The sequence below is a fragment of the Streptomyces sp. NPDC047022 genome (genome assembly GCF_040644155.1).
Taxonomy (GTDB): domain Bacteria; phylum Actinomycetota; class Actinomycetes; order Streptomycetales; family Streptomycetaceae; genus Streptomyces.
Genome location: NZ_JBEYVV010000006.1, coordinates 1 through 26,066 on the forward strand (window position 1 = coordinate 1; position 26,066 = coordinate 26,066).

Consider the following 26,066-nt stretch of genomic DNA (forward strand, 5'->3'; position numbering starts at 1 on the left):
CCCCACCCCCTCAAACCCGACCCCACCCCCCACCACGGCCGACCGGCCAGCATCCGCCTCACCCTCCCCCCACTCGCCACCATCTGGCTCCGCCCCGCGTGAATTCCCTTCTCTCGAAAGTCGCGCACCGGAGTCCGGCGGATTCAGCGAGTAATTGGCCTGCCGGTAATGGCTTTCGGTAATGAGCGTGGACTTGAACCGTGGAATTGTTTGGCGGGCCGGTATGAGGGAATGGGGTTTGATAGTGCTTCGGACAGGAGGCACGTCCGTGGGAGCTGGCCCACCAGACCCCGGGTGTGTCCCTGTGCGGTGAGTGCGGACTCCCATTGGTGACTGTCCAGTCATCCCCTTGGGGAGTTGAGGCACCATGCGCATCACCGTCAAAGCGAAGCAGCATCCTCACGACGACGCCCCCGATACCACTGCGGCTTTCGCACGGCTGCGCGAACTGGCCGATGGTCCGGAACGGCAGGCACAGCGTGACGACATCGTCCGGTCCTGGCTCCCCATGGCGGAGCGTATCGGCCGCCGCTACCGCGGCCGGGGCGAGTCCATCGAGGATCTGTGCCAGGTGGCGGCACTTGGCCTGGTCAAGGCGGTCGACCGCTATGACCCGGCGCGCGGGTACGCGTTCGAGAGCTATGCGATACCCACCATCACCGGCGAGATAAAGCGGCACTTCCGCGACCATATGTGGGTTCTGCACGTCCCGCGCCGCGTCCAGGACCTGCGCAATCGTGTGCGTGTGGCGGTGAAGGAGCTTTCGCAGGAGACACCCGGGCGCGGACCTACCGTCGCCGAGATCGCCGAGAACGCGCATCTCAGCGAGGAGGACGTCCGCGTGGGGCTGGAAGCCATGGACAGCTTCACCGCGCTGTCCCTCGACGCGGAGGTGTCGGGCAGTGACGACGGATACGCGCTGGGCGACGCGCTCGGCGAGTCCGATTCGGGGTACGACCTGATAGTCGACCGCGAGGCGGTCAAGCCCTGCCTGCGGTCCCTGCCGGAGCGTGAACGCACCATTCTCTACCTCCGCTACTTCCGCGGAATGACCCAGAGCCGCATCGCGGACCAGCTCGGCATCTCCCAGATGCACGTCTCACGTCTGCTGGCCTGCTGCTGCGCGCGCGTGCGCGAAGAGGCCCTCGCCGACATTGCCTGACGATCCCGACAGCATCCGGCCGCCCGGTCCGCTCGCCGACCGGACGGCCGTTTGCGGTGGGCTCACTGCCGAACCCTCCCGGGAACGGTTTGGCCAGTGGGCCGACACCTTCCGGACTATCCGCGAGAGGGTATTTGAAACACTTCTCGGGCCCGACAACCGGCTGACAACGAGGCGGAGCCGGAAGCCGATTGACTCAGCGAGTCAGGGAGTCCGCCCGCGGGCGCCGGGCATTACTGCGACGGCGGATCCTCCGGGAGCTGGGTAGGACCGTATCGGTCGAGCGTGTCCTCCAGAAGGACCCGCACATGGTCCGGCAGATTTCCGCCCCGTCCCCAGATGAGTATCATCTCCGCGACATTGCGCAGCTTGATGTTCGCGTGCTGGGAGACCTCCCGCAGTACCTCCCACCCCTGGTCGGGGGTGACGTGCCCGAGGGCCACGAGCATCCCGATCGCCTGGTCCACGACCGCGTGCGAGGCCACGGCCTCCTTGAGCTGGCCGACCTCCTCCTCCAGCTGGAAGATCCGTGCCGACTCGGCCGCGGCGGCGGTGGTGTCCGGCTCATCCTGTCCCGGACGGGCTTTCGAGGTCATCGTCCCCTCCGGGGTGGGTGCGGCGTTCGATGATGGCGAGACCGGGCCTCCTGCTCATCGTCACCATACGACCAGGTGTGCGCGAGCCGGAGGAAGAGGTACATCGGACACGTGCGGCACGACGGCGCCCCCGGACGGGCCAGCACAACGAGCACGTCAGCGAGCCCGGCCGGTGCAATGGACGCGTGACCGCGCCGGCGCGCCCGCACGACTGTCTCGCCCGCAATGACTGGATCTGCGGCGCGTATCTGCGCACCCGCCGCCATGTCCTCCTGGAGGCGGTACTCCAGCATGTGCGGCTCACCGCGGTGTCCGTGCTCATCGGCCTCGCCGTGGCCCTTCCGCTGGCCCTCCTGGCGCGCCACTGGCGGTGGGCGGCCCCGCCCGTCCTCGCCGTCACCACGATCCTCTACACGATCCCCTCGCTTGCGATGTTCTCGCTGCTCCTGCCGCTGTACGGGCTGTCGGCGGCCCTGGTCGTCGCCGGTCTCGTCCTCTACTCGCTCACCCTCCTCGTGCGGAACATCCTCGCTGGCCTGGGCGCCGTGCCCGAGGAGACCCGTGAGGCCGCCCGCGGCATGGGATACGGGCCCGTCCGGCTGCTGCTCACCGTCGAACTGCCGCTCGCCCTGCCCGCCGCCATGGCCGGGCTCCGCATCGCCACCGTCTCTGCGGTGTCCCTGGTCACCGTGGGGGCCATCGTCGGCTTCGGCGGGCTCGGCAACCTGATCTACGCGGGCATGAACACCTACTTCAGGGCGCAGGTGCTGACCGCGTCCGTACTGTGCGTGGTGATCGCGGTCGCGGCCGATCTTCTGCTGCTCGCCGTGCAGTGGCTGATCACCCCCTGGACCAGGACGGGACGCGGATGAGGACCCTCCGCGACACCTGGGCATGGCTTGTCGACCCCGCACACTGGGCGGGCGACGACGGCATCTGGCACCGGCTGGCGCAGCACGCCGTCCTGACCGTCGTCTGCCTGGCGATCAGCTGCGTGATCGCGCTGCCGGTCGCGCTCGTCCTGGGCCACCTCGGCAAGGGAGGCGCGCTCGCCGTCAACATCTCCAACGTCGGCCGCGCGGTCCCCACCTTCGCGGTGCTGGTGCTCCTGCTGCTCACCCCGGTCGGCGCCTGGGGCGAGGGGCCGACCGTGGTCGCCCTCGTACTGTTCGCCGTGCCCCCGCTGCTCACCAACGCGTACGTCGGCATGCGGGGGGTCGACCGCGGCGTGGTGCGGGCGGCGCGGGGGATGGGCATGACCGGACGGCAGACGCTGATCCAGGTGGAGCTGCCCCTGTCCCTCCCCATGCTCCTGAACGGGGTACGGATCGCGGCCGTGCAACTGGTCGCTACCGCCACCATCGCCGCGCTCGCGGGCGGCGGGGGACTGGGCCGCATCATCACCGCCGGCTTCAACCTGGCCAGCACGCCGCAGGTCGTCGCGGGGGCCGTCCTGGTGGCGGGATTCGCACTGGTCGTCGAAGGGGTCTTCGAGACCGTCGAGAGGCTGGCGCCGCGATTGACGAGGGGGATGAGGTGAGACGGTGGGCGGCGGCGGTAACCAGCCTGCTTCTCGCCGCCGGCTGTGCGGCGGGCCCCTCACTGGAGACCCGCGACCAGGTCACCGCGCCCCCCGGTGACAGCAGGCATCTGACCGTCGGCTCCGCCGGATTCACCGAGAGCGACCTGCTCGCCCATATGTACGCACTGCTGCTGAACCAGGCCGGATACACGACATCCCTGGTCACCGTCGCCAACCGCGAACTGTACGAACCCGCCCTGGAGTCGGGGCAGATCGACGTCGTCCCGGAATACGCGGCCACCTTCGCGGACTGGCTCGACGCCAGGACCCCCGGCGCCCGGGCCGCTCCCGCCGGTTCGCCCGATCTCACCTCCACCATGACGGCCCTGCGCGCCCTGGCCGCTCCCCGGGGACTGACGGTGCTCGAACCCGGCCGTGCGATGGACCAGAACGCCTTCGCGGTGACCCGGGCATACGCCCGCCGTCACCACCTCAAGACGCTGAGCGACCTCGGCAGATCGGGCCTGAAGGTCCGGCTTGCGGCCGGTGACGAGTGCGTCCGGCGGGCGTATTGCGCACCGGGCCTGAAGGCGGCGTACGGCATCCACCTCACGGGCGTCGACCCCAAGGGCGTCGGCACCACCCCGGCCAAGCGGGCCGTGCAGAGCGGCCAGGACCAGATGGTGCTGACCACGACCACGGACGCGACCCTCGACGACTTCGGGCTCGTCCTGCTCGCCGACGACCGGCATCTGCAGAACGCGGACTACATCGTCCCGGTCGTCAACCGCTCCCGCGCCGGCGGAGGACGCGCCGCCAAGGCGCTGGACGCCCTCAACTCCGTCCTCACCACCCAGGACTTGGCGTCGCTGACCGAGCAGGTGGACGACTGGCGACGCCTCCCCGAGGACGTGGCGCGCGCCTACCTCAGGAAGAAGGGCCTGCTGAAGTGACGGCGCGTCAGCCGACCGCGGGACCGGGGGAGGGGGAGGCGGTGCTGATGTTCAGATCGGGACGGGGAGTGAGGACCACCATCGGAGCACCCGGAGCCGGCGGGGGCGGAGTGACCTGGTCCTTCGGGAGCTTCGGCGGGGTCGTCTGCTGGAACAGCACCTGGTCGAAGTTGACCGTGCCCGTCTTCTCCAGCACGGTGATGTGATCGAGGACGGTGTCGTTGGCGAGGTCGGCCAGCTGGCGTACGAGGGTGTTCTTGGTGTTGGCGCGGATCTTGGCGATGGCCGGGAAGATCTGGCCGTGTGTGACACGCATGATGTTGGCGGCGGTGTTGTCGAACTCCTTGCCCGACGCGGCCGCCGAGGTCGCCACGAACTGCTGCTGTTGCGGGGTGGCCTGGTTGGGCAGCGTGATGCCCAGTTCGGGCGCGATCTTCCGGCACATCGCGTCGAGTCCGGCGTGCCCGACGATCAGGTGCTTGCCCGCCTCCCTCATCTCCGGCGTCGAGCCCTTCGTCAGCGCGATCTCGCCCAGCGGATACTCCCACAGCCCCGCGGAACGCACCTTGACCACGAAGTCCCGGTCCGCCTCGGTGAGCGGACCGTAACGGGTGTTGGCTATGACACGGTCCGGCGAACTGGACGTGGTCTGGACGCCGAGCATGGCGGGGTAGACAAGGGCGGCCAGGGTCATCCCCAGCGCACCGGCCACGAAAACGGATCCTGCCATGCTGCGGGACATGGGCATGCTGCCTCCATGAGCGAACGGCTCGTACCCCGGTGGATACGCGCACCACTCCCGGATCGATCAACGCCCGGCAAAATTCTTCAAGCAAACGCAAAGCCCAAGGCGCTCCCCGCCAGGGGCGCGGGGAACTGCGCGAAATCCCCCAACGCACCCGCAGGGAACAACGCACCTGTTCAGGGGCGCGGGGAACTGCGCGAAACCCCCCAACGCACCCGCAGGGAACAACGCACGGGACAACGAACCACCCCCCAGTCACAACCCCCGCCGCACATGGTCACGGACCAGCCCCGACCCGACACCAAGATCCCCGGCCCCGACCCACCCGCACAGCTCTCCGTCCCCGTCGACCACCACCGCCCACCGCGCCCCCCGCCCCCGCAGCCGCCCCGCCGCCCGTTCGGCGGTTTCGTCCAGCAGCACCACGACCGGCTGCTTCAGCCTCCGCTCCGTGCCCAGGAACCTGGCGACATCCGGCGTCGCCGGCGCGCCCAGCACCACGCCCGGCGTGTCGAACTGCTCGATGCGCCCCTGCCCGTAGACCGCGACCCGGTCGCCCAGCCGTACGGCCTCGCCGATGTCGTGCGTCACCAGCAGGACCGTCTTGCGCACGGTGGACTGCATGCGCAGGAACTCGTCCTGCAGTTGCTCCCGCACCACGGGATCGACCGCCCCGAACGGCTCGTCCATCAGCAGCACGGGCGGATCCGCCGCCAACGCCCTTGCCACCCCGACGCGTTGCCGCTGTCCGCCCGACAACTGGTCCGGGTAGCGCGGCCCGTACGTCTTCGGGTCCAGGCCCACCAGGGAGAGCAGTTCGGCCGCCCGTGCCCGCGCTTTCGCCTTCTTCCAGCCGATGAGGGACGGCACGGTCGCCGTGTTGTCCAGAACGGTCCGGTGCGGAAACAGGCCCACCTGCTGGATCACATAGCCGATCCGGCGCCGCAGCCGCACCGGGTCGAGGGCCGCGACGTCCTCGCCGTCCACGAAGACCCGCCCCGAGGTCGGTTCGATGAGCCGGTTCACCATCATCATCGTGGTCGTCTTGCCGCAGCCGGACGGCCCCACGAGCGTCACGAGCTCGCCCTCGGCGACCTCGAAGGACAGATCCTCCACGGCCGTGGTGCCGCCCGGATAGCGCTTGGTGACCGCTTCGAACCGGATCATCCCCTCACGCTAGCCGCGCGGCCGGCTCCTCGCTCACCAGCACCACCTCCAGGGTGCGCGGACCGTGCACCCCCTCGACCCGGTCGAGTTCGATGTCGCTCGTCGCGGACGGCCCGGAGATCCAGGTCAGCGGGCGTGCGGGGTCGAGCCGCTCCAGAGCCTGGGGAACGGACGACACGACCTGTGCGGGGACGCGTACGACACAGATGTGGTGGTCGGGGACGAGCGTGATCCGGCGGCGGCCCTGGTCCGGCGAGCCGTCCAGCACGATGGTCCCGGTCTCCGCCACCGCGACCGCGCAGCCGGTGACCACACTGTCGGCGCGGTCCAGTTCGTACGGGGTGCTCTCCGCGCGGTCCGGGACCTGCTCGACACCCGTCAGCCAGTGGGACGGCAGGTCCGGCGGCACCAGCACGGTCCGTGCGCCGCGCGCCGCGAGAAGCCGCCCCAGTACCGCAGGCAGCCCTGGGCCGTCGGCGCGGTGTACGACCGCCCGGTAGTCCGCCAGGGTCTCCGCCAGCAGATCCACCGTCTCCTGAACGGTGCGTTCGCCGTGCTGCCGCAGATAGTCCCGGGAAACGGACTGCTCGTACGGCGTGTCGCCCGCCGCGTCGCCGTCCTGGGTGCCCGCGAGTGCGCGCCGCACCCGGCCCAGCACCACGTCCCTGCCGCTCATCTCGCGTCCTCTCCGCTCGCCCAGCGGCTCACCGGCCGTATCGGTCATGCCCGCCACGCGTGCGCTGCCACCAGTCGCGGAACGGTTCAGCAGGCACCTCGGGCAGATCCCGGCTCGCACTCCACGCCCGCCCGGGCCCCGGCAGTGTCCGCGGCAGGAAGCGCCGTGACCGGGACGCGACCCGCTGGCCCGCGCGCAGCGCACCCGGATGGCTGAACGCCCAGCGCGCCGCCCGCATCGCCGCCCGCTCGGCGGCATGCCCCCCGGCCGGCCTCAGGACCACCTTGTTGCCCGCCCGCGTCGCGGGGCCGCCCTCCACGACCCGCTCCCTGAGGTGCACCAGCACCTCGGGGATGTCGATGGCGACCGGGCACACCTCGAAGCATGCCCCGCACAGGGAGGACGCGAATGGCAGCGAGGCGTCGATCTCACTCCGGGTGCCCCGCAGTTGCGGGCTGAGGATGGCTCCGATGGGACCGGGGTAGACCGAGCCGTAGGCGTGGCCGCCCGCCCGTTCGTACACTGGGCAGACGTTCAGGCACGCCGAGCAGCGGATGCAGCGCAGCGCCTGGCGCCCGACCCGGTCGGCGAGCGTGTCGGTGCGGCCGTTGTCGAGCAGGACCAGGTGGAAGGCCCGGGGGCCGTCAGCCGCCACGCCGTCCGTCGTCCCCGTCCACATGCTCGTGTACGGGTTCATGCGCTCGGCGGTGGACGAGCGGGGAAGCGTCTGCAGGAACACCTCCAGGTCCCGCCAGGTCGGCACGACCTTCTCGATGCCGACGACCGAGATCAGCGTCTCGGGCAGGGTGAGGCACATCCGCCCGTTGCCCTCCGACTCCACGACCACCAGCGTGCCGGTCTCGGCGACCATGAAGTTGGCCCCGGAGATGCCCACCTTCGCGCGCAGGAACTTCTCCCGCAGATGCAGCCGGGCCGCCTCGGCGAGCTCCGCGGGCGCGTCGGTGAGCCCGTCGGGTGCCGGGCGGCCCCAATCTCCCATCTCGGAGCGGAAGATGTCGCGGATCTCCCCGCGGTTGCGGTGGATCGCGGGAACCAGGATGTGCGAAGGCCGGTCCCTGCCGAGCTGCACGATCAGTTCGGCGAGATCGGTCTCGTACGCGCGGATGCCCTCCGCCTCGAGCGCCTCGTTGAGGCCGATCTCCTGCGTGGCCATCGACTTGACCTTGACGACCTCCGACTCGCCGGTCGCCTTGACCAGACCGCACACGATCCGGTTGGCCTCGTCCGCGTCGGCGGCCCAGTGCACGGTGCCGCCCGCCGCGGTCACCGCCTCCTCCAACTGCACCAGATAGCGGTCCAGATGACGGAGTGTGTGGTCCTTGATCTGCCGTCCCGCCTCGCGCAGCGCCGCCCAGTCGGACACCTCCGCGACCGCCCTCGCGCGCTTGGCGCGGATGGTGCGGGTGGCATGCCGCAGATTGCCGCGCAGCGTCGTGTCGCGGACCGCCGCGCGTGCGGCCTGCGGGAAGGAGGGCATCCCGATGAACGTCCCGTTCGTCCCTCTCGTTCCGCTCATACGAGGAACTCCTTCATACCGAGGCCACTCATCCCAGCGGATCCTCCTCCGTACTCGCGAGGATCTGCGCGATGTGCACCGGCCGCATCCCCGCGTCCAGCCGCGCCATGGTGCCGCCGATGTGCATCAGACAGGAGTTGTCGCCCGCGCACAGCACGTCGGCCCCCGTCGACCGGGCGTCGCGCACCTTGTCGGCCCCCATGGCCGCCGAGACATCGGGGTTCTTCAGCGCGAACGTGCCGCCGAAGCCGCAGCACTCCTCGGCGCCCGGAAGGTCGACCAGTTCCAGCCCCTTCACGGCCCGCAGCAGGCGCGCCGGGCGGTCGCCGAGGCCAAGTCCCCGCAGTCCGTGGCAGGTCGGGTGGTAGGTCACGCGGTGCGGGTAGTACGCGCCCACGTCCGTCACGTTCAGCACGTCCACCAGAAACTCGGTGAGCTCGAAGGTCTTCGGGACGACGGGCGTCAGAACGGCCGTGAGGCCCTCTCCCCGCCCTTCGTCCCGTGCACGCCGGCCGAGGCGCGGATACAGCTCCCGCACCATCGCGGCGCAGGATGCGGACGGAGTCACGATGGCCTCGTACTCCCGGAAGACCTCGGAGAACTTCACCGCGAGCGGCTCGGCCTCGTGGCGGTATCCGGTGTTGTAGTGGGCCTGCCCGCAACAGGTCTGCGCCATAGGGAAGTCGATGTCGACGCCCAGCCTGGTCAGCAGTCTGACGACGGCTCGGCCGGTTTCCGGATAGAGCGTGTCGTTGACGCAGGTGAGGAACAGAGCGACACGCATCGCGGCCCCTTGTGGTCGATCATCGGACGAGTGCAGGTTAGTCGGCGGGCACGGCCCAGGGGAGCCGTCCGGTCACGGCGTGGCGAGCCGGGCCTCCGCGTCCCGCCACGCCGCCGTGTCGCCGCGCGGTTCGTACCGGGTGAGCGGCTGGGTACGGGCCAGCAGCCGCCGTATCTCGTCACGGCCGCCCACGAGTCCGTCGGCCCGGGCCTGGACGAGCACGTTCCCGAAGGCGGCGGCCTCGGCCGGTCCGGCCACCACCGGCAACCCGCACGCGTCGGCCGTCAGACGGCACAGCAGCGCGTTGCGGGCGCCGCCTCCGACGATGTGCACCACGTCCACGGGGTGGCCGGTGAGCCGCCGGGCGTCGAGGACCGCCCGGCGATGGGCGAGCGCGAGCGAGTCGAGAACGCACCGGGTGACCTCGGCTGGGGAGTCCGGCACGGGCTGCCCCGAGGCCCGGCACGCCTCCGCGATCCGCTCCGGCATCCGGCCGGGGGCCAGGAACGCCGTGTCACCCGCGTCCACCACCGACCGCAGCGCCGGGACGTCCGCCGCGGCGGGCAGCAGCGCGGACAGGTCCGCCCCGCCCCAGGCGCGTACGCACTCCTGGAGCAGCCACAGCCCCATGACGTTGCGCAGATAGCGGACGGTGCCGTCCAGCCCGAGCTCATTGGTGAAGTTGGCGGCGCGGCTCTCCTCGGTCAGCACCGGTGCCGCGAGTTCCAGTCCGGCCAGTGACCAGGTGCCGGTGCAGATGTAAGCGAACCGTGCACCGGTGGCCGGTACGGCGGCGACCGCGGACGCCGTGTCGTGCGAGGCGACCGCGGTCACCGGGACCGGCCCGGTCAGCCCCGTGTCCTCCAGTACCCCGGGCCGCAGCACACCGGCCGAATCGCCGGGGCGGCGCAGCGGGGGAAACAGGCTCAGGTCGACACCGAGCCGGGTCGCGACGGCATACGACCAGTCGTGGGTGCGGGGGTCGATGAGCTGGGTGGTGGACGCGTTGGTCAGCTCGGTCCCCTGCTCGCCCGTGAGCCAGTACGTGAGCAGATCGGGGATGAGCAGCAGTCGCTTCGCCTGCCCGAACAGCGCGGACGACCGCGCCGCCGCGAGCTGGTACAGCGTGTTGAACGGCGCGTACTGCAGCCCGGTCGCCGCGTACAGCTCCTGGGGCGGAACCGCCGCCCACACCTGCTCGGCGGCATCCTCCGTGCGGGCGTCACGGTAGTGGACGGGGTTGCCGAGCAGTGCTCCGTCCGCGTCCAGGAGGCCGTAGTCCACGGCCCAGCTGTCGATGCCGACCGAGTCGACCCGTCCCGCGGCGCGCAGTCCGTCGAGGACCCCCGCGTACAGGGACAGGATGTCCCAGCGCAGCCCCTCGGGAACCCGGACGGGCCGGTTGGGGAAGCGGTGCGCCTCGGTGAGTTCCAGGGTGCCGTGACCCACGCGGCCGACCATGACCCGCCCGCCCGACGCGCCGAGGTCGACGGCGGCGTACGACCTCGTGGCGGCGTGCGGATTCACGGCGGTGTACGGCTTCACGGCCGCGGTCACCGCAGGAACGCGGCGGCCACACCCGCGTCGACCGGGATGTGAAGTCCCGTGGTGTGTGTCAGATCTCCGCCCGTCAGCGCGAAGACGGCGTTCGCGACATGCTCGGGCAGCACCTCCCGCTTGAGGAGGGTGCGCTTGGCATAGAACTCACCCAGCTTGTCCTCGGCCACGCCGTACACGGCGGCCCGTTGAGCGCCCCAGCCGCCCGCGAAGATGCCCGAGCCACGCACCACGCCGTCCGGGTTGACGCCGTTGACACGGATGCCGTGCTCGCCCAACTCGACGGCGAGGAGCCGTACTTGATGGGCCTGGTCGGCCTTGGTCGCGGAGTAGGCGATGTTGTCGGGCCCTGCGACGACGGCGTTCTTGGAGGCCACATAGACGATGTCGCCGCCCAGCCCCTGCGCGAGCATCACCCGGGCAGCCTCGCGTGAGACGAGGAACGAACCCCGCGCCACGATGTCGTGCTGGAGGTCCCAGTCCTGGGCCGATGTCTCCAGCAGCGGCTTGGACAGGGAGACACCGGCGTTGTTGACCACGAGGTCGACCCCGCCGAAGGCGAGCAACGCCTTCTGGAAAGCCCGGGCTATCTGCTCCTCGGACGTGACGTCCACGGTGACGGCCACGGCCCGGTCCGTGCCGCCGAGTTCCCCGGCGACGGCCGCGGCGCGCGACGCGTCGAGGTCCGCCACCACCACGCACGCGCCTTCGACGGCCAGCCGGTGCGCGATCGCCTTCCCGATGCCGCTGCCCGCGCCCGTCACCAGCGCCACCCGGGCGGCGAGCGGTTTCGGCCTCGGCATGCGCTGGAGCTTGGCCTCCTCCAGCGCCCAGTACTCGATGCGGAACTTCTCCGCCTCCTCGATCGGTGTGTACGCCGACACGCCCTCGGCCCCGTGCATGACACGGATGGCGTTGACGTAGAACTCGCCGGCGACCCGGGCGGTCTGCTTGTCCCCTCCGAAGGAGAACATGCCCACGCCGGGCACGAGCACGATCGCCGGGTCCGCGCCGCGCAGTGCGGGGGAGCCGGGCAGGGCGTGCCGCTCGTAGTAGGCGGCGTATTCCTCGCGATACGCGCTGTGCAGCTCCCTCAGCCGGGCGATGGCCTCGACGAGCGGGGCGGCAGGCGGCAGGTCGAGGACCAGCGGCCGTATCTTCGTCCGCAGGAAGTGGTCGGGGCAGGAGGTGCCGAGAGCGGCCAGGCGCGGGTGCTCGGCGCGGGAGAGGAAGTCCAGGACGACGGCGGAGTCCGTGAAGTGCCCCGTCCGGGCCTTGTCCTTCGAGGCGAGGGCGCGGACATACGGTGCCAGCGCCGCGGCGCGCCGCCGCCGTTCGGCCTCGGGCAGCGGCTCGTAACCCGCGAGCACGGGTCCGAACGGCTCCGGCTTCCCGCGCTCGGCCAGGAAGGCCTCGGCGGTGCGGATGATGTGCAGCGAGTTGCGTTCGCACTCCCCGGACGTGTCACCCCATGCCGTGATGCCGTGTCCGCCCAGGACGCAGCCGACGGCGCGCGGGTTGGCCGCCTTGGCTGCCGCGATGTCCAGGCCGAGCTGGAAGCCGGGGCGCCGCCACGGCACCCACACCACCGTCTCGCCGAAGCACTCGGCGGTCAGCTTCTCGCCATCGGCGGCGCAGGCGAGCGCGATACCGGAGTCCGGGTGGAGATGGTCGACATGGGCCGCGTCCACCAGGCCGTGCATGGCGGTGTCGATGGAGGGGACCGCGCCGCCCCTGCCGTGCAGGCAGTAGTCGAACGCGGCCACCATCTCGTCCTCGCGCTCGGCACCCGGGTAGACCTCCGTCAGGGCCCGCAGCCGGTCCAGCCGCAGCACGGCCAGCCCGGCCTCCGTGAGCGTGCCCAGATCGCCGCCGGACCCCTTGACCCACATCAGCTCGACTCCGCCGCCGGTGACGGGATCGGTGCCGGTGCCTTTGGCGGAGGCGTTGCCCCCGGCGTAGTTGGTGTTGCGGGGATCGGCGCCCAGACGGTGGGAGCGGGCCAGGAGCGCGGCGGCTGCGGGACTGGATGCCATGGCGGGGTCCTTGTCCGAGTCGTTGGAAGAGTCGACGGAGGTCAACGGAGGGCGATGGAGGGCAACAGATGCCAACGGAGGGCGACAGAGGCCAACGGGGTAAACGGTGCCAACGGGGTCAGCCGGGAGGCGTCTGTACCCGTCGGAAGAAGCGGAGTCTCAGGCGCCCCATCCGGCCTGCCTGCCGCCCGCCCGCTCCGCGGTGATCTTCTTTGCCCAGCCGGAGCGGCGGTACGCGGCGAGGGGATCGGGATCCAGCCCCGAATCCTCGCGTATCCCGGCGAGCAGTGGGCGCACATCGGTGTCGTAGGCGTCCATGAGGACCCCGTTGGCGGTGAGCACATCGCCGTCCCGCTGCGCGGCGGCGAGCGCCTCCCGGTCCACGAGCAGTGCCTTGGCCGTGGCTTCCTGGACGTTCATGACGGAGCGGATGATGGCCGGGATCTTGGCCTCGATGTTGTGGCACTGGTCGAGCATGAAGGCCGTCCGGGGCCCGAAACCGCCGCCGCGGACGACCTCGTACATGATGCGGAAGAGCTGGAAGGGATCTGCGGCGCCGGCCATCAGATCGTCGTCGGCGTAGAAGCGGGAGTTGAAGTCGAAGCCGCCGAGTTTGTCCTCGCGCAGCAGTGTGGCGACGATGAACTCGATGTTCGTGCCGGGCGCGTGATGCCCGGTGTCGACCACGACCCGGGCCCTGTGGCCGAGCTTGAGGCTGTGCGCGTAGGCGGTGCCCCAGTCCGGGACGTCGGTGGCGTAGAAGGCGGGCTCGAAGAGCTTGTACTCGAGCAGCATGCGCTGGCCGTCGCCGAGTCGCTGGTAGACCTCGGCCAAGGCTTCGTCGAGGCGGTCCTGTCGGGCGCGGATGTCGTCCTGGCCGGGGTAGTTTGTGCCGTCCGCGAACCAGAGCTTGAGGTCCCTCGATCCGGTGGCATCCATGATGTCGACGCAGTCGAGCAGGTGGCGGACCGCCTTGCGGCGTACGGCGGGGTCGGGGTGGCAGACACTGCCGAGCTTGTAGTCGTCGTCCTGGAAGGTGTTGGAATTGATGGTGCCGATCCTCAGACCGCGGTCCTGCGCGTGGGCCGCCAGCGCGGCGTAGTCGGCGACACGGTCCCAGGGGATGTGCAGGGCGACGGTCGGCGCCACTCCCGTGAACTCGTGCACCTTCGCGGCGTCGTCGAGCTTCTCCCAGGGGTCGCGTGGCACGCCGTCCTGGGCGAACACCTTGAACCGCGTACCGGAGTTCCCGTACGCCCATGACGGCGTCTCGACGGCCTGGGTCTTCAGAGCGGCCTTCACCGCGGCGAGTTCGGTCACTTGGGGCTCCTGAGGCGTCCGGTGTCAGCGCTGGTGAACCGACTGTATGAAACGATTCAGATATATAGCCGAAACTAGGAGCCTCGCCCCCAGCTGTCAAGTCCTCCGGCGGGCCCGTCCGGCACCGGCACGGCGGTGGTCTTGATCCATAGCGAGCCCTCCGAGTCCCCTCACGCTCACCGGCCGCAAGCTTTCCGCCACGCCCCCATTGACGCGCGATGGCCGACACGCCTAACGTCCCGGCAACCGAGTTGAAACCTTTCACGGCGTCGCGAGGTCACTCGCCGGCGTCGTCGAGGAGCTTCCATGACCCACCCGTCCGACGCGGGTCCGGCCCCGGTGCTGGCGCTCAGGAGCGTCTCCAAGTCATTCGGCGCGGTGCGCGCCCTGAGGGAGGTCTCCCTCGATCTGTACGCCGGTGACGTACGTGCCCTCGCGGGAGAGAACGGCGCGGGCAAGTCGACCCTCATCAAGACACTCGCGGGTGTGCACCGACCGGACGCCGGCCAGGTGCTGCTCGACGGCGAGCCGGTCGTCTTCCACGGCCCGGCCGACGCACGCGACGCCGGAATCGCCGTGATCTACCAGGAGCCGACCCTCTTCCCCGATCTGTCCATCGCCGAGAACATCTTCATGGGCCGCCTGCCCCGGCGCTCCCTCGGCCGCATCGACCACAAGGCCACCCGTGAGGCGACCGCGGCCCTGATGCGGCGCCTCGGTGTCGCACTCGATCCGGACCGCCCGGCGCGCGGCCTGTCCATCGCCGATCAGCAGATCGTGGAGATCGCCAAGGCGCTCTCCTTCGACGCCCGTGTCCTGATCATGGACGAACCGACCGCGGCCCTCACCGGAAGCGAGGTGGCCCGGCTCTTCGGCGTCGTTCGCACCCTGGGTGAACAGGGCGCGGCGGTGCTGTTCGTCTCCCACCGGCTGGAGGAGATCTTCCAGATCTGCCGGCGGGTCACCACCCTCAGGGACGGCGACCTGATCGCCGACGAACCGCTGACGGGGATGACGGAGGACGACCTGGTCCGCCGTATGGTCGGACGCGACCTGGACGAGCTGTACCCCAAGCAGGACGTCGAGCCCGGCCCGGTCGCCCTGAGCGTCAGGCGGCTCACCCGCGAGGGGGTGTTCACGGATGTGTCGTTCGAGGTGCGGCGCGGTGAGATCGTCGGTCTTGCGGGACTGGTGGGCGCCGGTCGTACGGAGGTGGCCCGGGCCGTCTTCGGCGTCGACCGGTGGGACGCGGGGGAGGTCGAGGTCGGCGGAAAGGCGCTGACGAACGGCGCGCCGTCCGCCGCCATGGCCGCCGGGCTCGCCCTCGTGCCCGAGGACCGGCGCGCGCAGGGCCTGGTGATGGACATGTCCATCGAGCGGAACATCGGCCTCACCGGTCTGCGGACGAGTGCCAGGGCCGGTCTGGTGGACCGTGGCGCCGAGCGCAGCCGCTCCCTCGACTGGGCCGTCAAGCTGCGGGTGAAGTACACCCGGATCGCCGATGCCGTCTCCACCCTCTCGGGCGGCAACCAGCAGAAGGTGGTCCTCGCCAAGTGGCTGGCCACCGGCCCGAAGGTGCTCATCGTCGACGAACCGACCCGCGGCATCGACGTCGGCACCAAGGCCGAGGTGCACCGGCTGCTCGGCGCGCTGGCCGCCGACGGCGTGGCCGTGCTGATGATCTCCTCCGATCTGCCCGAGGTGCTCGGGATGGCCGACCGTGTGCTCGTCATGCACGAGGGACGGCTCACCGCCGACATCCCCCGCTCCGAGGCCACCGAGGAAACCGTGATGGCCGCGGCCACCGGGAGGGCCGCCGCATGACGGTGACCGCGCCCAACCCCGCGCCCGCCGCCGAGGTGCCCAGGTCCAGCGGCACCCGGCTCGTCGACCGCGTGTTCAGGATGCGCGAACTCGCCATCCTGGTGGTCTTCCTGGTGATGGTCCTCGTCACCCAGCTGGGCAACAGCGCGTTCCTGTCCGAGCAGGGCGTCAAGGATCTGCTGCTGAACGCGACCATCCTGGTGCTGGTCGCCACGGGACAGTCGCTCGTCGTGATCACCCGGAACGTCGACCTGTCGGTCGGCTCGACCCTCGGCATCAGCGCCTTCGCGGCCGGTACCTGTCTGCAGGGCGGCGGGAACGCGGCCGTGGCGCTGGTCCTGGCGGTCCTGCTCGGCGCCGGCTTCGGCCTGCTGAACGGGCTGCTCGTCAGCCTCGGCCAGGTGCCCGCGCTCGTCGTCACCCTCGGCACCCTCTACATCATCCGGGGCGCCGACTCCCTCTGGGTCGGGTCACGCCAGATCACCGCCGCCGATCTGCCCGGCGGATTCGTGGACTTCGGCTCCGGCGGAATCGCGGCGATCCCCTGGCCGGCCCTGATCGCCCTCGGCGTCCTGGTCTCGACCGCTTACTACCTCAAACACTACGGCGGTGGACGGGAGTTGTACGCGCTCGGCTCCAACCCGGAAGCGGCGAGGCTGGCCGGCATCGCCGTGCGCAAGCGGATCCTGCTCGCGTACACCTTCTGCGGTGCCCTGGCCGGGCTCGCGGGCGCGCTGTACCTGGCCCGGTTCGGCAATGTGGACTCCGGGACCGGCAGCGGTTACGAACTCACCGTCGTCAGCGCGGTCGTGGTCGGCGGCGTCGCCTTCACGGGGGGCTCCGGCAGCGTCTACGGGGCGGCCCTCGGCGCGCTGCTGCTCACCTCCGTGGGCAGTGTGCTGCCCGCGCTCGGGGTCAGCTCCGTGTGGGGGCTCGCCATCAACGGTGTCCTGCTCCTGCTCGCCATCGCCGTGGACCGTGTCGTCGCGCTGCGCGTGGCCCTGGCCCTGAAGAAGAGGAACGCCCGCCATGCCTGACTCCTTGACGCGTGCGATCCGCTGGGACACGGTCGTCGGCGCGCTGTTCGTCGCCCTGCTGCTGCTCTCGTCCGGGTGCGTGGACGGCTTCGGCAACGCCCTCAACCTGTCCTTCCTGATCGGCAACACAATGCCCATCGCGCTCATCGCTCTGCCGATGACACTTCTCGTGGTCGCGGGGGAGATCGACCTGTCGGTCGCCTCCACGGCGGGCCTGTCGGGCGCGGTGATGGGCAAGCTGTGGAACGAGGGCATGGCGATCGAGACGATCGTGCCCCTGTGTCTTCTCCTCGGCGTGACGTGCGGGCTGGTCAACGGTCTGCTGGTGACCCGTCTCGGGCTGCCGTCGCTCGCCGTCACCATCGGCACCCTCGCCGCCTATCGCGGCATCGCGCAGATCGTGCTCGGCTCCGACGCGGTGACCGACTTCCCCTCCCAGTACCTCGACTTCGCGGCCGGACGCATCGGCGGCAGCTTCGTCCCGCGGGCGTTCCCGGTCTTCCTCGTGCTGCTCGTGATCGCCGTGCTCGTCCTGCACGCCACCCCGTTCGGCCGCTCCCTGTTCGCTGTCGGCGCGGGCGAGGAGGCCGCGCGGTTCGCGGGCATCCGCGTCAAGCGGGCCAAGCTCACGCTGTTCACCGCCACCGGTCTCATGGCCTCGCTGACCGGTGTCTTCTGGGCTCTCCACTACGCCAGCGCACGCTACGACAACGCCACCGGGCTCGAACTCTCGGTCGTCGCGGCCGTGTTGCTCGGCGGCATCGACTTCGACGGCGGCAAGGGGACGCTCGGCGGCGCCATGGCCGGGGTGTTCCTGCTGGGCGCGCTGCAGAACGTGATGAGCCTGCTGAACGTCTCCGCGCAGTCGCAGATCGTCGTCACCGGCGTCCTGCTCGTCGTCTCCGTTCTCGGCCCCCGGGCCGCACGCCGGATGTCCGTCGCACGGGCGGGCCGCCGCGCCGCCGCGGCAACGGCCCCGTCCCTCCGCTCCCCGTCGTAAGGACCTTCCTCATGCGCAAGTCACCGATCCGCCGTGCCTGCGCGGCCGCCACCGCCGTCGCCTGCCTTTCCACCGCCGCCACGGCCTGCGGCGGTACCACCAAGAAGGACGTCGACAACGCGAGCGGCGGCTTTGCGACCTCGTCCGCCAAGGCCGACCCGAACGCGGCTCTCAAGAAGGGCCTCACCGTGGGCTTCCTGCCCAAGCAGGTCAACAACCCCTACTTCACCTCCGCCGACAAGGGAGGCGAGAAGGCTCTCGGTGAACTGGGCTCGAAATACAAGGAGGTCGGCCCCAGCAGCGCCACCGACACCAGCGGACAGGTGAGTTACGTCAACACGCTCACCCAGCAGCAGGTGAACGCGATGGCCATCTCCGCCCAGGACCCCGGCGCCCTGTGCACAGCGCTCAAACAGGCCATGCGCAACGGCATCAAGGTCGTCACCTATGACTCGGACACCAGGCCCGAATGCCGCAACGCCTTCGTCTCGCAGGCCGGCGCGGAGGACCTTGGCCGTACCGAGGTTCAGTTGCTCGCGCGCCAGATCGGCTACAACGGCAGGATAGCGATCCTGTCCGCCGCGCAGACCGCGACGAACCAGAACACCTGGATTGGCTTCATGAAGGACGAGCTGAAGGACCCCAGGTACAAGAACGTCAGGCTCGTCAAGATCGCCTACGGCAATGACGACGCCCAGCAGTCGTTCCAGCAGACCCAGGGCCTGTTGCAGCAGTACCCCGACCTCAAGGGGATCATCTCCCCGACCACCGTCGGCATCAAGGCGGCGGCGCAGTATCTCTCGGGCTCCAAGTACAAGGGCAAGGTCAAGCTGACGGGCCTCGGTACCCCGAACGACATGCGCCAGTACATCAAGAACGGCACCGTCGACGCGTTCGAACTGTGGGACCCGGCCGCTCTCGGCGCGCTGGCCGCCCGTACCGCGGTCGCGATGGTGTCCGGGCAGATCACCGGCAAGGCAGGGGAGACCTTCAAAGCCGGGGACATGGGCACTTACACGATCGGCGAGGACGGTGTGATCAGCCTCGGCAAGCCGACGGTGTTCGACGGCAAGAACATCGACCGGTTCGATTTCTGAGAACCGCTTCCCCGTATGAGTGGGTTCGCCATGAGGGCGGTGACGGTAATGTGAAGACAGCCCGCCGCCCCGCCCCTCGCCGTCTCTACCTGGAGGTTCTCGCTTGATGACCCAGTCGGTGGGTATCAAGGACGTCGCCCGCGCCGCCGGAGTCTCCGTGGGCACGGTCTCGAACGTCATCAACCGGCCCGAGACGGTCGCGTCCGAGACCCGGGCCCGTGTGCAGTCCGCCATCGACCGGCTCGGCTACGTACGCAGCGAGTCGGCACGCCAGCTGCGCGCGGGGCGCAGCCGGATCATGGGGCTGCTCGTCCTGGACATGGGCAACCCGTTCTTCGTGGACGTGGCCCGCGGCGCCGAGCGGGCCGCACGCGGGGCGGGACTCGGAGTGATGGTCTGCAACAGCGCGCAGAACCCCGCCGAGGAGGCCGACTACCTCGCGCTCTTCGCGGAGCAGCGGGTGCGCGGGGTGCTGCTCACGCCTGCCGACGCGACCGGCCGCAACATCGAGGCATTCCGCCGCCACGGCATTCCGTTCGTACTGGTGGACCGGGTGGCGGAGGGCACCGCCGAGTGCTCGGTGTCGGTCGACGACGTCGCGGGCGGCGCCCTGGCCGTACGGCATCTGGTGGATGCCGGGCACCGCTCCATCGCGTATGTCAGCGGTCCCCCCGGACTCAACCAGGTCAGGGACCGCCGTACGGGCGCCCTGAACGCGCTGGCCGAGGCCGGACTCGGTCCCGAGGTACTGCGGGAACTGCCCAGCGAGCGCCTCGACGTCGCGGCGGGCCGGGACGCCGGTGCCCGGCTCCTCGGGCTCGTCGGACGTCCGAGCGCCGTCTTCTGCGCCAACGACCTGCTCGCGCTCGGTGTGCTCCAGGCCATGTTCGCGGCGGGCGTCAGCGTGCCCGACGACCTCGCCATCGTCGGCTACGACGACATCGAGTTCGCGGCGGCCGCCGCCGTGCCCCTCACCTCCGTGCGCCAGCCCGCCATCACCATGGGCACGCTCGCCGCCGAGCTCCTGCTGGAGGAGACGGAGGCGCAGTCCGGGGCACGTGGGCACGAGCACCGGCGGGTCGTGCTCCAGCCGGAACTGGTGGTGCGCCGCTCCAGCCTCGCGCCGCGCTGATCCGCAGGAATCCCCCAAGATCCGATGTCATCCAGGGAGCATCACCGCGTGAACCTCAGCTACCGCCAACCCGGCGTCGTCCTCACCGACCACCACTTCACCGTGCCCCTCGACCACGACCGCCCGGACGGCGAGACGATCGAGCTGTACGCGCGGGAGGCCGTCGCGAGCGGCAAGGCGGACGCCGGACTGCCCTGGCTCGTGTATCTCCAGGGCGGACCCGGCTTCGGGGCGCACCGTTTCGTCGGAAAGCAGGCATGGCTCGGCCGGGCACTGGAGGACTACCGCGTCCTGCTGCTCGACCAGCGCGGCACCGGCGCCTCCACTCCGGCGGGCCGGCAGACGCTCCCGCTTCGCGGTACCCCTGGTGAGCAGGCCGACTACCTCACCCACTTCCGCGCGGACTCCATCGTCCGGGACTGCGAGGCCATCCGCCCCCTGCTCACCGGCGGCGCCCCTTGGACGGTGCTCGGGCAGAGCTTCGGCGGCTTCTGCACGGTGAATTACCTCTCGACGGCACCCGAGGGGCTGCGAGCGGCCCTGATCACCGGGGGCCTGCCCTCGCTCGACGCGCACGCGGACGACGTCTACCGGGCGGCGTACCCGCGTATCGAGCGCAAGGCCGCCGCCCACTACGCCCGCTATCCGCAGGATGTCGAACGGGTCCGCCGTATCGCCGAGTACCTCCTTGAGCACGAGCCGGTACTGAACAGCGGTTACCGGTTCACCGTGGAGGCATTCCAGTCCCTCGGCATCCTCCTCGGCGGCGGGGAGGGCAGCCACCGCCTCCACTTCCTGCTGGAGAACGCCTTCGTCCGCACCGCCCAGGGCTTCACGCTCTCCGACGCGTTCCAGGAGGAGGTGCACGGCCACCTCTCGTACGCGGGCCACCCGTTGTACGCACTCGTCCACGAGGCGACCTACGCCCAGGACGACCGTCCCACCGCCTGGTCGGCGGAGCGGGTGCGCGAGGAGTTCCCGCGGTTCGACGCGGCGAAGGCACTCGAGGGCGACGGCCCCGTCCTGTTCACGGGCGAGTCCGTGCACCCCTGGACGTTCGACACCGACCCGGCGCTGCGCCCGCTGCGCGAGACCGCGCACCTGCTCGCCGAACGCACCGACTGGAGGCCGCTGTACGACCCGTCCCGGCTCGCCGTCAACGAGGTGCCGGTCGCGGCGGCGGTGTACCACGACGACATGTACGTCGACACCGTCCACTCCCTTCGGACGGCGCGGGCGATCCGCGGTCTGCGCACCTGGGTCACGGACGAGTTCGAGCACGACGGCGTCCGCGCGGGCGGGCCCAGGGTCCTGGACCGGCTGCTCGCACTCGCCCGGGACGAGGTCTGACAGCACGCGCGGGCCATGGTGCGCGGGCCGCCGGGGTCGTGCTTGGATCGGTCGCGGCGCCCATGCGGTGAGGTCGGCGCCCATGCGGTGAGGTTGTCGGAGACGGGGGATCGATGGACGACGAGGAACTGCTCGCGGAACGCTTCCAGGAGCAGCGCGGGCATCTCAGGGCCGTGGCCTATCGGATGCTGGGCTCGCTGAGCGAGGCGGAAGACGCCGTGCAGGAGGCCTGGCTGAGGCTGAGCCGCTCCGACATGACGCAAGTGCGCAACCTCGGGGGCTGGCTCACCACGGTCGTCGGCCGGATCTGCCTCGACATGCTCCGATCCCGCGGTTCGCGCCGGGAGGAACCCATCACGGAGGCCTTCGTCCCGGACCCCGTCGTCACACCCTTGGAGCGCGTCGATCCCGAACAGGAGGCGCTGCTGGCCGACTCGGTCGGGCTCGCGCTCCTGGTGGTCCTGGAAACACTTGACCCCGCCGAGCGGCTGGCCTTCGTGCTGCACGACATGTTCGCCGTGCCCTTCGACGACATCGCGCCCGTCGTGGGGCGCACATCCGCCACGACCCGGCAGCTCGCCAGCCGTGCCCGCCGCAGGGTGCACAGCGCGCAGCCCGCGGACGATCCGGACCCGGGGCGGCAGCGGGAGGCCGTGGAGGCGTTCCTCGCGGCGTCCCGCGCGGGCGATTTCGAGGCCCTGCTGGCCGTCCTGGACCCGGATGTGGTGCTGCGCGCCGACTCGGGCCCCCTGGCCACCGGGCTCGCGGCGTCCAAGGTGCTGCACGGCGCGAGGACCGTGGCCAAGGGCGCGTTCATGTTCCGGCAGTACTCCCCGTACGCCCGGCTCGTCCTGGTCAACGGTGCGATCGGGGTGGTCACGGCACCCGAGGGCCGTCCGATGTCGGTCATGACCGCCACCGTGGCGAACGGCAGGATCACCGCGATCTACATCCTGTCGGACCCCGAGCGCCTGAAACGGCTGGATCTGCCGGAGGCGGCGGCCTGACGCCGGGGTCAGACCCCGGCCCGCGCGCCGGCGCGCCGCGGGGCGACGGCCCTGCCGTCCGGCAGCAGTTCGCCGGTGTCGTCGAAAATGATGGTTCCGTTGCACAGCAGGGTCCAGCCCTGCTCGGGGTGGGCGGAGACGACCACCGCGGCGTGGTGGTCGGGTCGGTCCGCCGGGGGGCATGGGGGCCAGTGCGTGCACATGACGTCCCTCCAGGGTTGTACTACCTGTGTACCCCTGTGGTAGCCGGTTCACCTTGCGTACGGATGAGTGGACCCCCACACGAGGGGAAACTCGGCGGTGATGACAGGCGGCGGCGCCGTGTGGTTGGCGCACACCCCGAACTCCGATAGCTTAGGCAAGGCTTACCTAAGGAGGTTGGGATGGCTGACCGTCATGCCTGGACGGCCGCGCCCGCCGCGGCGGAGCGGGCCCGCTCGGTGTCGGCCGCGGCATCGTCCTGCGCGGTGACCGCGGAGAGCGGCCGGGAAGAGCTGATCGGAGCCCACACCGTCACCGAGGACGGCCGGGTGCTGCTGCATCCGCCCGCGGACAGTGCGCTGTTCGCCGCCACGCTGTGCGCACCGCGCGGGGAGCCGTGCGCGGTGCTGGAGTTCGCCGATGTCGCGCCCGTGCCCCTACGGTCCCGCATCCGCGCCAGGCTCTGGCTGGCCGGCCGGCTCGTACTCGACGGCGGCGGGCTCATGTTCCTGCCGACCCGTGTGGCGCTGCGTCGCGCCAACGGTGTTGTCGTCATCGACCCCGACGAGTACGCCGCCGCCGAGCCCGACCCGCTCGCCGAGGCCGAGGCGCGGCTGCTCACCCACCTCGCCGACGCGCACCCGGACGCCGTCGAACGGCTCGCCCGCCTCATCCACCCCGAAGGGCTGCAGGGCGCCGTACGTGTACGGCCGCTCGCCGTCGACCGTCATGGGCTGACCCTGCGTGTCGAGCGGGCCGGAGGGCACGGCGACGCCCGGCTGACCTTCCATCGGCCCGCGGACGACGTAACGCAGTTGACCGAACGTATGCAAGTGCTCCTCGCTCAGGCCGGGCGGGCCGCCTGCCCCCGTGCGCTGCACCGGCAGTGCACGGACGGCGAGGGGTGAGACGGACGGCCGGCGGAGGACTACCAGTCGCCGTCCGCCACCTGGGCGCCCGGCTGGTCGCCGAGCTGCTTCACCTGGTGCGGCAAGGGCTGCTGCCAGGGTTCGAGATCGTCGCCGAGCCACTCACCCACCGGCTTGACCTGCCCGAGCGCGGCGCTGGGCGCGAGGCCCTCGCCCTCCTGGTCGTAGTAATCGAACCACGGAAGCCCCGCCCGGGTGTAGGCCGCACGGTCCGCAGGGGACGGCGGAGGCGTCTCGCCCGTGATACGGCGCCACTGCGGAGGCGTCACCAGGTGCACGAACACTCGCCCGGACGGACCGTCGGCCCAGTCACCGGCCGGCCGGTCGTCCTTGTAGACCTCCTGGCGCATCGAACCGCCTGCGCCCAGCCCCATCGCCGGGGCGCTGCGCGCCGCGCCGGGAGCGCCGGCCATCCCCGGAGCCGCGGGCGCCGCACCGGGCGGGGGCAGAGCGCCGCCGTAGGATGCGGTGGCCCACGGCCCGCCCGACTCGCGCGCGTGCCGCAGCGCCTCCTGCCTGCGCCGCTCCTCCTCCCGCCACTCGGCCAGCCGCCCTTCCTCGAGCGGGAACGTCTGCAACTGGATGCCGCCCCACACCTCCTCGCCGGTGACCTGGCCCTCCACCGTCGCTCCGAGGCCGAGCGGCACCGCCACGAACTGGCGGACCGTCCCCTTGCCCGAGTTGATCCCGTCGAGCCACGGCTGGCGCGGCAGCACGACATAGTTCTGCGGGTGGCGGGCGAGGCGGGAACTCCAGGGCTTGCCGGAGACCGCGCAGACCTTGCCCACCCCCACCTGCAGCGCGGCCGGCTCCGCCGCGCTGAAGCTCAGCCACATGGCCTCGCGCAGATACACCGGCAGCATCACGCCGCCGCGCGCCCTCCACTCGGCGGGCACCGTCTGCGCGTAGTCCTCGACGCGGCGGAGGGGGAACGCGCCGAGTCCCGGAGGCAGCCGGTGCGTGCCTGTCTCCGGCAGCCGCAGGGTCCGTTGGAATCTGACCCGTACACCCCCCGGCAGCAGCAGAGAGTCTCCGTCGATGCGCACCGCGCTCATGCGCGCGCCCCTTTCCCCGTGTACCTCTTGAATGATGCGCCCTCACCTTGAACGCCGGGGCGGGGCCTGATGGTTCCGGCGCCCCGGGAAAAGGCGCAGCCGCGCGAAGCGCACGGCGAGGAAGTGGTCCCGCAGCCTGGCCAGGCGCGGATTGCGCTCGCGCTGCTCCCGGCCGGCGCGGTCAAGTTCTTCCAGCAGACGACGGGTCCGGTGCTCCGTGTCCAGCTCGTCCAGGATGCGGTTCACCTCGGTCAGGATCGCACCGTGGAACTGCCACTGGCGTGCGTCGCGCCGGACCTCCTCCAGCAGCAGCTGGGCCAGTTCGTCGCGGGTCGCGCCCGCCGTGGCCAGTTCCTCGGCGAGCCGTGTCTCCGCCGACTCGGCGCTGTCGCTGACATCCGTCGTGACCAGCACCGCGAAGCTGACCACGGCGTCGCCGACCTCGGACAGCAGCCGCTCGAGGACCGTCCTGATCTCGGGTCCGAACAGCGGCTCCGGCTCCCGTGCCTTGGTCAGATCGGCAAGGGTACGGGCGATCACCCTCAGCACCACCGTGACGATCTCCAGGGTGTCGAGACCGGTTCGCAGCACGATGCGGTGCAGCAGGCCCTCACGAACCCTTGGGTTGAGCTTGAGACTGTCCTCCGCCTGTCGCAGCGCCGCGTCCACCCGGACGATCTCGTGGTCCAGCCGACGCGCCTCGTAGAGCCGGGCGGTCGCCTGCACGGGCGGCGTACTGCCGGTGGCGTCCTCCGCGACGCGCAGCATCAACTGGCGTACGCCGCGGGCCAGTCCCTCGATGGACTCCCCGGCGGCGCCCACCCACACCGGGGGCGCGAAGAACAGGTTCGTCGCCAGGCCCACCGCCGCGCCGATCAAGGTCTCCAGGACCCGGGCCCAGGCCGCGCCGCCCACCTGGGTCACCCCCAGGATCAGCATGGCGCTGATCGCGACCTCGGGCACGTACTCGTCCACGCGCACCAGATGCCCCACGGCCAGCGAGGCCAGGATGATGAGTGCGAGGCTCCACCAGGTCAGACCGACCAGGACACTGAACCCGATGGCGATGACGACACCGGCGACCACCGAGTTGACCCGCCGCACACCGTTCCTGATCGTCGCGTAGAGGGTCACCTGGACGACCAGGAGTGCGGTCAGAGGGGCCGTCAGAGGCGCCGGTTCGGGGCTGGCGCGCAGAGCGACCACATACGCGAGGGTCGCGGCGGCGGACGAGCGCACCGCCTGCACGACCGCGGGGACCTGGCGCCACCTCACGAGCCGGTTCCTGGCCTGGTCGACGACCCGTGCGGAGGCCGTCACCCACGCATCACACACATCTCGCATCCCTGGGGCCCTTCCCGCTCGCACAGGCAACGAAC

At 70.8% G+C, this 26,066-nt stretch carries 23 protein-coding genes and 1 pseudogene; 12 read left to right on the forward strand and 12 right to left on the reverse strand.

The window, feature by feature from the left end:
* Positions 1 to 367 precede the first annotated feature (367 nt).
* Positions 368 to 1,162, forward strand: coding sequence for a SigB/SigF/SigG family RNA polymerase sigma factor (locus ABZ845_RS09260; protein WP_360975195.1), 795 nt, complete (start codon positions 368 to 370; stop codon positions 1,160 to 1,162).
* Between the two features lie 233 nt (positions 1,163 to 1,395).
* On the opposite strand, the gene ABZ845_RS09265 is transcribed toward ABZ845_RS09260, so the two are convergent.
* Positions 1,396 to 1,758: an ANTAR domain-containing protein gene (locus ABZ845_RS09265; protein ID WP_360975198.1), complete on the reverse strand. Its 363-nt coding sequence runs from the start codon at positions 1,756 to 1,758 to the stop codon at positions 1,396 to 1,398.
* Between the two features lie 185 nt (positions 1,759 to 1,943).
* On the opposite strand from ABZ845_RS09265, the gene ABZ845_RS09270 reads away from it, so the two are divergent.
* Genes ABZ845_RS09270 through ABZ845_RS09280 form a run of 3 tightly spaced genes read left to right on the forward strand, consistent with a single transcriptional unit; the run spans position 1,944 to position 4,233 of the window.
* Positions 1,944 to 2,630, forward strand: coding sequence for an ABC transporter permease (locus tag ABZ845_RS09270; RefSeq protein ID WP_360975201.1), 687 nt, complete (start codon positions 1,944 to 1,946; stop codon positions 2,628 to 2,630).
* The gene (locus ABZ845_RS09275; protein ID WP_360975204.1) at positions 2,627 to 3,298 is read left to right on the forward strand and encodes an ABC transporter permease; all 672 of its coding nucleotides are present in this window, start codon (positions 2,627 to 2,629) and stop codon (positions 3,296 to 3,298) included. The genes ABZ845_RS09270 and ABZ845_RS09275 overlap by 4 nt, the downstream gene beginning before the upstream one ends.
* The gene (locus ABZ845_RS09280; protein ID WP_360975207.1) at positions 3,295 to 4,233 is read left to right on the forward strand and encodes an ABC transporter substrate-binding protein; all 939 of its coding nucleotides are present in this window, start codon (positions 3,295 to 3,297) and stop codon (positions 4,231 to 4,233) included. The genes ABZ845_RS09275 and ABZ845_RS09280 overlap by 4 nt, the downstream gene beginning before the upstream one ends.
* Before the next feature lie 7 nt (positions 4,234 to 4,240).
* On the opposite strand, the gene ABZ845_RS09285 is transcribed toward ABZ845_RS09280, so the two are convergent.
* The 8 genes and pseudogenes from ABZ845_RS09285 to rhaI form a co-directional block, all read right to left on the reverse strand.
* The gene (locus tag ABZ845_RS09285) at positions 4,241 to 4,981 is read right to left on the reverse strand and encodes a DUF4142 domain-containing protein (protein ID WP_360975210.1); all 741 of its coding nucleotides are present in this window, start codon (positions 4,979 to 4,981) and stop codon (positions 4,241 to 4,243) included.
* 273 nt (positions 4,982 to 5,254) lie between these two features.
* Positions 5,255 to 6,145 (reverse strand): annotated as a pseudogene (locus ABZ845_RS09290) (ATP-binding cassette domain-containing protein); the annotation flags it as partial.
* Positions 6,146 to 6,149: 4 nt separating this feature from the next.
* Entirely contained in the window at positions 6,150 to 6,821 is a 672-nt protein-coding gene (locus ABZ845_RS09295) for an LUD domain-containing protein (RefSeq protein ID WP_360975213.1), read from the reverse strand.
* A gap of 28 nt (positions 6,822 to 6,849) precedes the next feature.
* Complete coding sequence (locus ABZ845_RS09300; protein WP_360975216.1) at positions 6,850 to 8,358, reverse strand: LutB/LldF family L-lactate oxidation iron-sulfur protein; 1,509 nt, start codon at positions 8,356 to 8,358, stop codon at positions 6,850 to 6,852.
* A 28-nt stretch (positions 8,359 to 8,386) separates the two neighbouring features.
* Complete coding sequence (locus tag ABZ845_RS09305; protein WP_360975219.1) at positions 8,387 to 9,142, reverse strand: (Fe-S)-binding protein; 756 nt, start codon at positions 9,140 to 9,142, stop codon at positions 8,387 to 8,389.
* A 72-nt stretch (positions 9,143 to 9,214) separates the two neighbouring features.
* Positions 9,215 to 10,603, reverse strand: a complete 1,389-nt coding sequence (locus tag ABZ845_RS09310; RefSeq protein WP_360975771.1) for a rhamnulokinase family protein — start codon at positions 10,601 to 10,603, stop codon at positions 9,215 to 9,217.
* 92 nt (positions 10,604 to 10,695) lie between these two features.
* Positions 10,696 to 12,735 (reverse strand): bifunctional aldolase/short-chain dehydrogenase, encoded by a 2,040-nt coding sequence (locus ABZ845_RS09315; protein ID WP_360975222.1) that lies wholly within the window; start codon positions 12,733 to 12,735, stop codon positions 10,696 to 10,698.
* 159 nt (positions 12,736 to 12,894) lie between these two features.
* Positions 12,895 to 14,055: an L-rhamnose isomerase gene (gene rhaI, locus ABZ845_RS09320; protein WP_360975225.1), complete on the reverse strand. Its 1,161-nt coding sequence runs from the start codon at positions 14,053 to 14,055 to the stop codon at positions 12,895 to 12,897.
* A 306-nt stretch (positions 14,056 to 14,361) separates the two neighbouring features.
* On the opposite strand from rhaI, the gene ABZ845_RS09325 reads away from it, so the two are divergent.
* The 7 genes from ABZ845_RS09325 to sigJ all read left to right on the forward strand — a co-directional run bounded on the left by ABZ845_RS09325 (position 14,362) and on the right by sigJ (position 22,502).
* Positions 14,362 to 15,879, forward strand: coding sequence for a sugar ABC transporter ATP-binding protein (locus ABZ845_RS09325; protein WP_360975228.1), 1,518 nt, complete (start codon positions 14,362 to 14,364; stop codon positions 15,877 to 15,879).
* Positions 15,876 to 16,916: an ABC transporter permease gene (locus ABZ845_RS09330; protein ID WP_360975231.1), complete on the forward strand. Its 1,041-nt coding sequence runs from the start codon at positions 15,876 to 15,878 to the stop codon at positions 16,914 to 16,916. The genes ABZ845_RS09325 and ABZ845_RS09330 overlap by 4 nt, the downstream gene beginning before the upstream one ends.
* Positions 16,909 to 17,916, forward strand: coding sequence for an ABC transporter permease (locus tag ABZ845_RS09335; protein ID WP_360975234.1), 1,008 nt, complete (start codon positions 16,909 to 16,911; stop codon positions 17,914 to 17,916). The genes ABZ845_RS09330 and ABZ845_RS09335 overlap by 8 nt, the downstream gene beginning before the upstream one ends.
* 11 nt (positions 17,917 to 17,927) lie before the next feature.
* On the forward strand, positions 17,928 to 19,013 hold the full coding sequence (gene rhaS, locus ABZ845_RS09340) for a rhamnose ABC transporter substrate-binding protein (RefSeq protein WP_360975237.1): 1,086 nt from the start codon (positions 17,928 to 17,930) through the stop codon (positions 19,011 to 19,013).
* A 106-nt stretch (positions 19,014 to 19,119) separates the two neighbouring features.
* Positions 19,120 to 20,145 carry a LacI family DNA-binding transcriptional regulator gene (locus ABZ845_RS09345; RefSeq protein WP_360975240.1) on the forward strand — a complete coding sequence of 342 codons (1,026 nt, stop codon included), beginning with the start codon at positions 19,120 to 19,122 and terminating at the stop codon, positions 20,143 to 20,145.
* A gap of 48 nt (positions 20,146 to 20,193) precedes the next feature.
* On the forward strand, positions 20,194 to 21,495 hold the full coding sequence (locus ABZ845_RS09350) for an alpha/beta fold hydrolase (RefSeq protein WP_360975243.1): 1,302 nt from the start codon (positions 20,194 to 20,196) through the stop codon (positions 21,493 to 21,495).
* A gap of 113 nt (positions 21,496 to 21,608) precedes the next feature.
* On the forward strand, positions 21,609 to 22,502 hold the full coding sequence (sigJ, locus tag ABZ845_RS09355) for an RNA polymerase sigma factor SigJ (protein ID WP_360975246.1): 894 nt from the start codon (positions 21,609 to 21,611) through the stop codon (positions 22,500 to 22,502).
* Positions 22,503 to 22,510: 8 nt separating this feature from the next.
* Here sigJ and ABZ845_RS09360 read toward each other — a convergent pair whose 3' ends face one another.
* On the reverse strand, positions 22,511 to 22,705 hold the full coding sequence (locus ABZ845_RS09360; protein ID WP_360975249.1) for a DUF5999 family protein: 195 nt from the start codon (positions 22,703 to 22,705) through the stop codon (positions 22,511 to 22,513).
* Between the two features lie 180 nt (positions 22,706 to 22,885).
* Here ABZ845_RS09360 and ABZ845_RS09365 point away from each other — a divergent pair, with 180 nt between their 5' ends.
* Entirely contained in the window at positions 22,886 to 23,611 is a 726-nt protein-coding gene (locus ABZ845_RS09365; protein ID WP_360975252.1) for a DUF2470 domain-containing protein, read from the forward strand.
* Positions 23,612 to 23,631: 20 nt separating this feature from the next.
* On the opposite strand, the gene ABZ845_RS09370 is transcribed toward ABZ845_RS09365, so the two are convergent.
* Both ABZ845_RS09370 and ABZ845_RS09375 read right to left on the reverse strand, forming a co-directional pair.
* Positions 23,632 to 24,687 carry a hypothetical protein gene (locus ABZ845_RS09370; protein WP_360975255.1) on the reverse strand — a complete coding sequence of 352 codons (1,056 nt, stop codon included), beginning with the start codon at positions 24,685 to 24,687 and terminating at the stop codon, positions 23,632 to 23,634.
* A gap of 42 nt (positions 24,688 to 24,729) precedes the next feature.
* Entirely contained in the window at positions 24,730 to 26,031 is a 1,302-nt protein-coding gene (locus ABZ845_RS09375; protein WP_360975258.1) for an FUSC family protein, read from the reverse strand.
* Positions 26,032 to 26,066 lie beyond the last annotated feature (35 nt).

What these genes read in the sequence shown, in the direction of transcription:
- ABZ845_RS09300 (WP_360975216.1), bottom strand. Translation starts at nt 8,358, where the DNA reads ATGAGCGGAACGAGAGGGACGAACGGGACGTTCATCGGGATGCCCTCC.
- ABZ845_RS09345 (WP_360975240.1), top strand. Translation starts at nt 19,120, where the DNA reads ATGACCCAGTCGGTGGGTATCAAGGACGTCGCCCGCGCCGCCGGAGTC.
- ABZ845_RS09275 (WP_360975204.1), top strand. Translation starts at nt 2,627, where the DNA reads ATGAGGACCCTCCGCGACACCTGGGCATGGCTTGTCGACCCCGCACAC.
- ABZ845_RS09375 (WP_360975258.1), bottom strand. Translation starts at nt 26,031, where the DNA reads ATGCGAGATGTGTGTGATGCGTGGGTGACGGCCTCCGCACGGGTCGTC.
- ABZ845_RS09295 (WP_360975213.1), bottom strand. Translation starts at nt 6,821, where the DNA reads ATGAGCGGCAGGGACGTGGTGCTGGGCCGGGTGCGGCGCGCACTCGCG.
- sigJ (WP_360975246.1), top strand. Translation starts at nt 21,609, where the DNA reads ATGGACGACGAGGAACTGCTCGCGGAACGCTTCCAGGAGCAGCGCGGG.
- ABZ845_RS09285 (WP_360975210.1), bottom strand. Translation starts at nt 4,981, where the DNA reads ATGCCCATGTCCCGCAGCATGGCAGGATCCGTTTTCGTGGCCGGTGCG.
- ABZ845_RS09330 (WP_360975231.1), top strand. Translation starts at nt 15,876, where the DNA reads ATGACGGTGACCGCGCCCAACCCCGCGCCCGCCGCCGAGGTGCCCAGG.
- ABZ845_RS09260 (WP_360975195.1), top strand. Translation starts at nt 368, where the DNA reads ATGCGCATCACCGTCAAAGCGAAGCAGCATCCTCACGACGACGCCCCC.
- ABZ845_RS09360 (WP_360975249.1), bottom strand. Translation starts at nt 22,705, where the DNA reads ATGTGCACGCACTGGCCCCCATGCCCCCCGGCGGACCGACCCGACCAC.
- ABZ845_RS09335 (WP_360975234.1), top strand. Translation starts at nt 16,909, where the DNA reads ATGCCTGACTCCTTGACGCGTGCGATCCGCTGGGACACGGTCGTCGGC.
- ABZ845_RS09365 (WP_360975252.1), top strand. Translation starts at nt 22,886, where the DNA reads ATGGCTGACCGTCATGCCTGGACGGCCGCGCCCGCCGCGGCGGAGCGG.
- ABZ845_RS09305 (WP_360975219.1), bottom strand. Translation starts at nt 9,142, where the DNA reads ATGCGTGTCGCTCTGTTCCTCACCTGCGTCAACGACACGCTCTATCCG.
- ABZ845_RS09310 (WP_360975771.1), bottom strand. Translation starts at nt 10,603, where the DNA reads ATGGTCGGCCGCGTGGGTCACGGCACCCTGGAACTCACCGAGGCGCAC.
- ABZ845_RS09315 (WP_360975222.1), bottom strand. Translation starts at nt 12,735, where the DNA reads ATGGCATCCAGTCCCGCAGCCGCCGCGCTCCTGGCCCGCTCCCACCGT.
- rhaS (WP_360975237.1), top strand. Translation starts at nt 17,928, where the DNA reads ATGCGCAAGTCACCGATCCGCCGTGCCTGCGCGGCCGCCACCGCCGTC.
- ABZ845_RS09325 (WP_360975228.1), top strand. Translation starts at nt 14,362, where the DNA reads ATGACCCACCCGTCCGACGCGGGTCCGGCCCCGGTGCTGGCGCTCAGG.
- ABZ845_RS09370 (WP_360975255.1), bottom strand. Translation starts at nt 24,687, where the DNA reads ATGAGCGCGGTGCGCATCGACGGAGACTCTCTGCTGCTGCCGGGGGGT.
- ABZ845_RS09265 (WP_360975198.1), bottom strand. Translation starts at nt 1,758, where the DNA reads ATGACCTCGAAAGCCCGTCCGGGACAGGATGAGCCGGACACCACCGCC.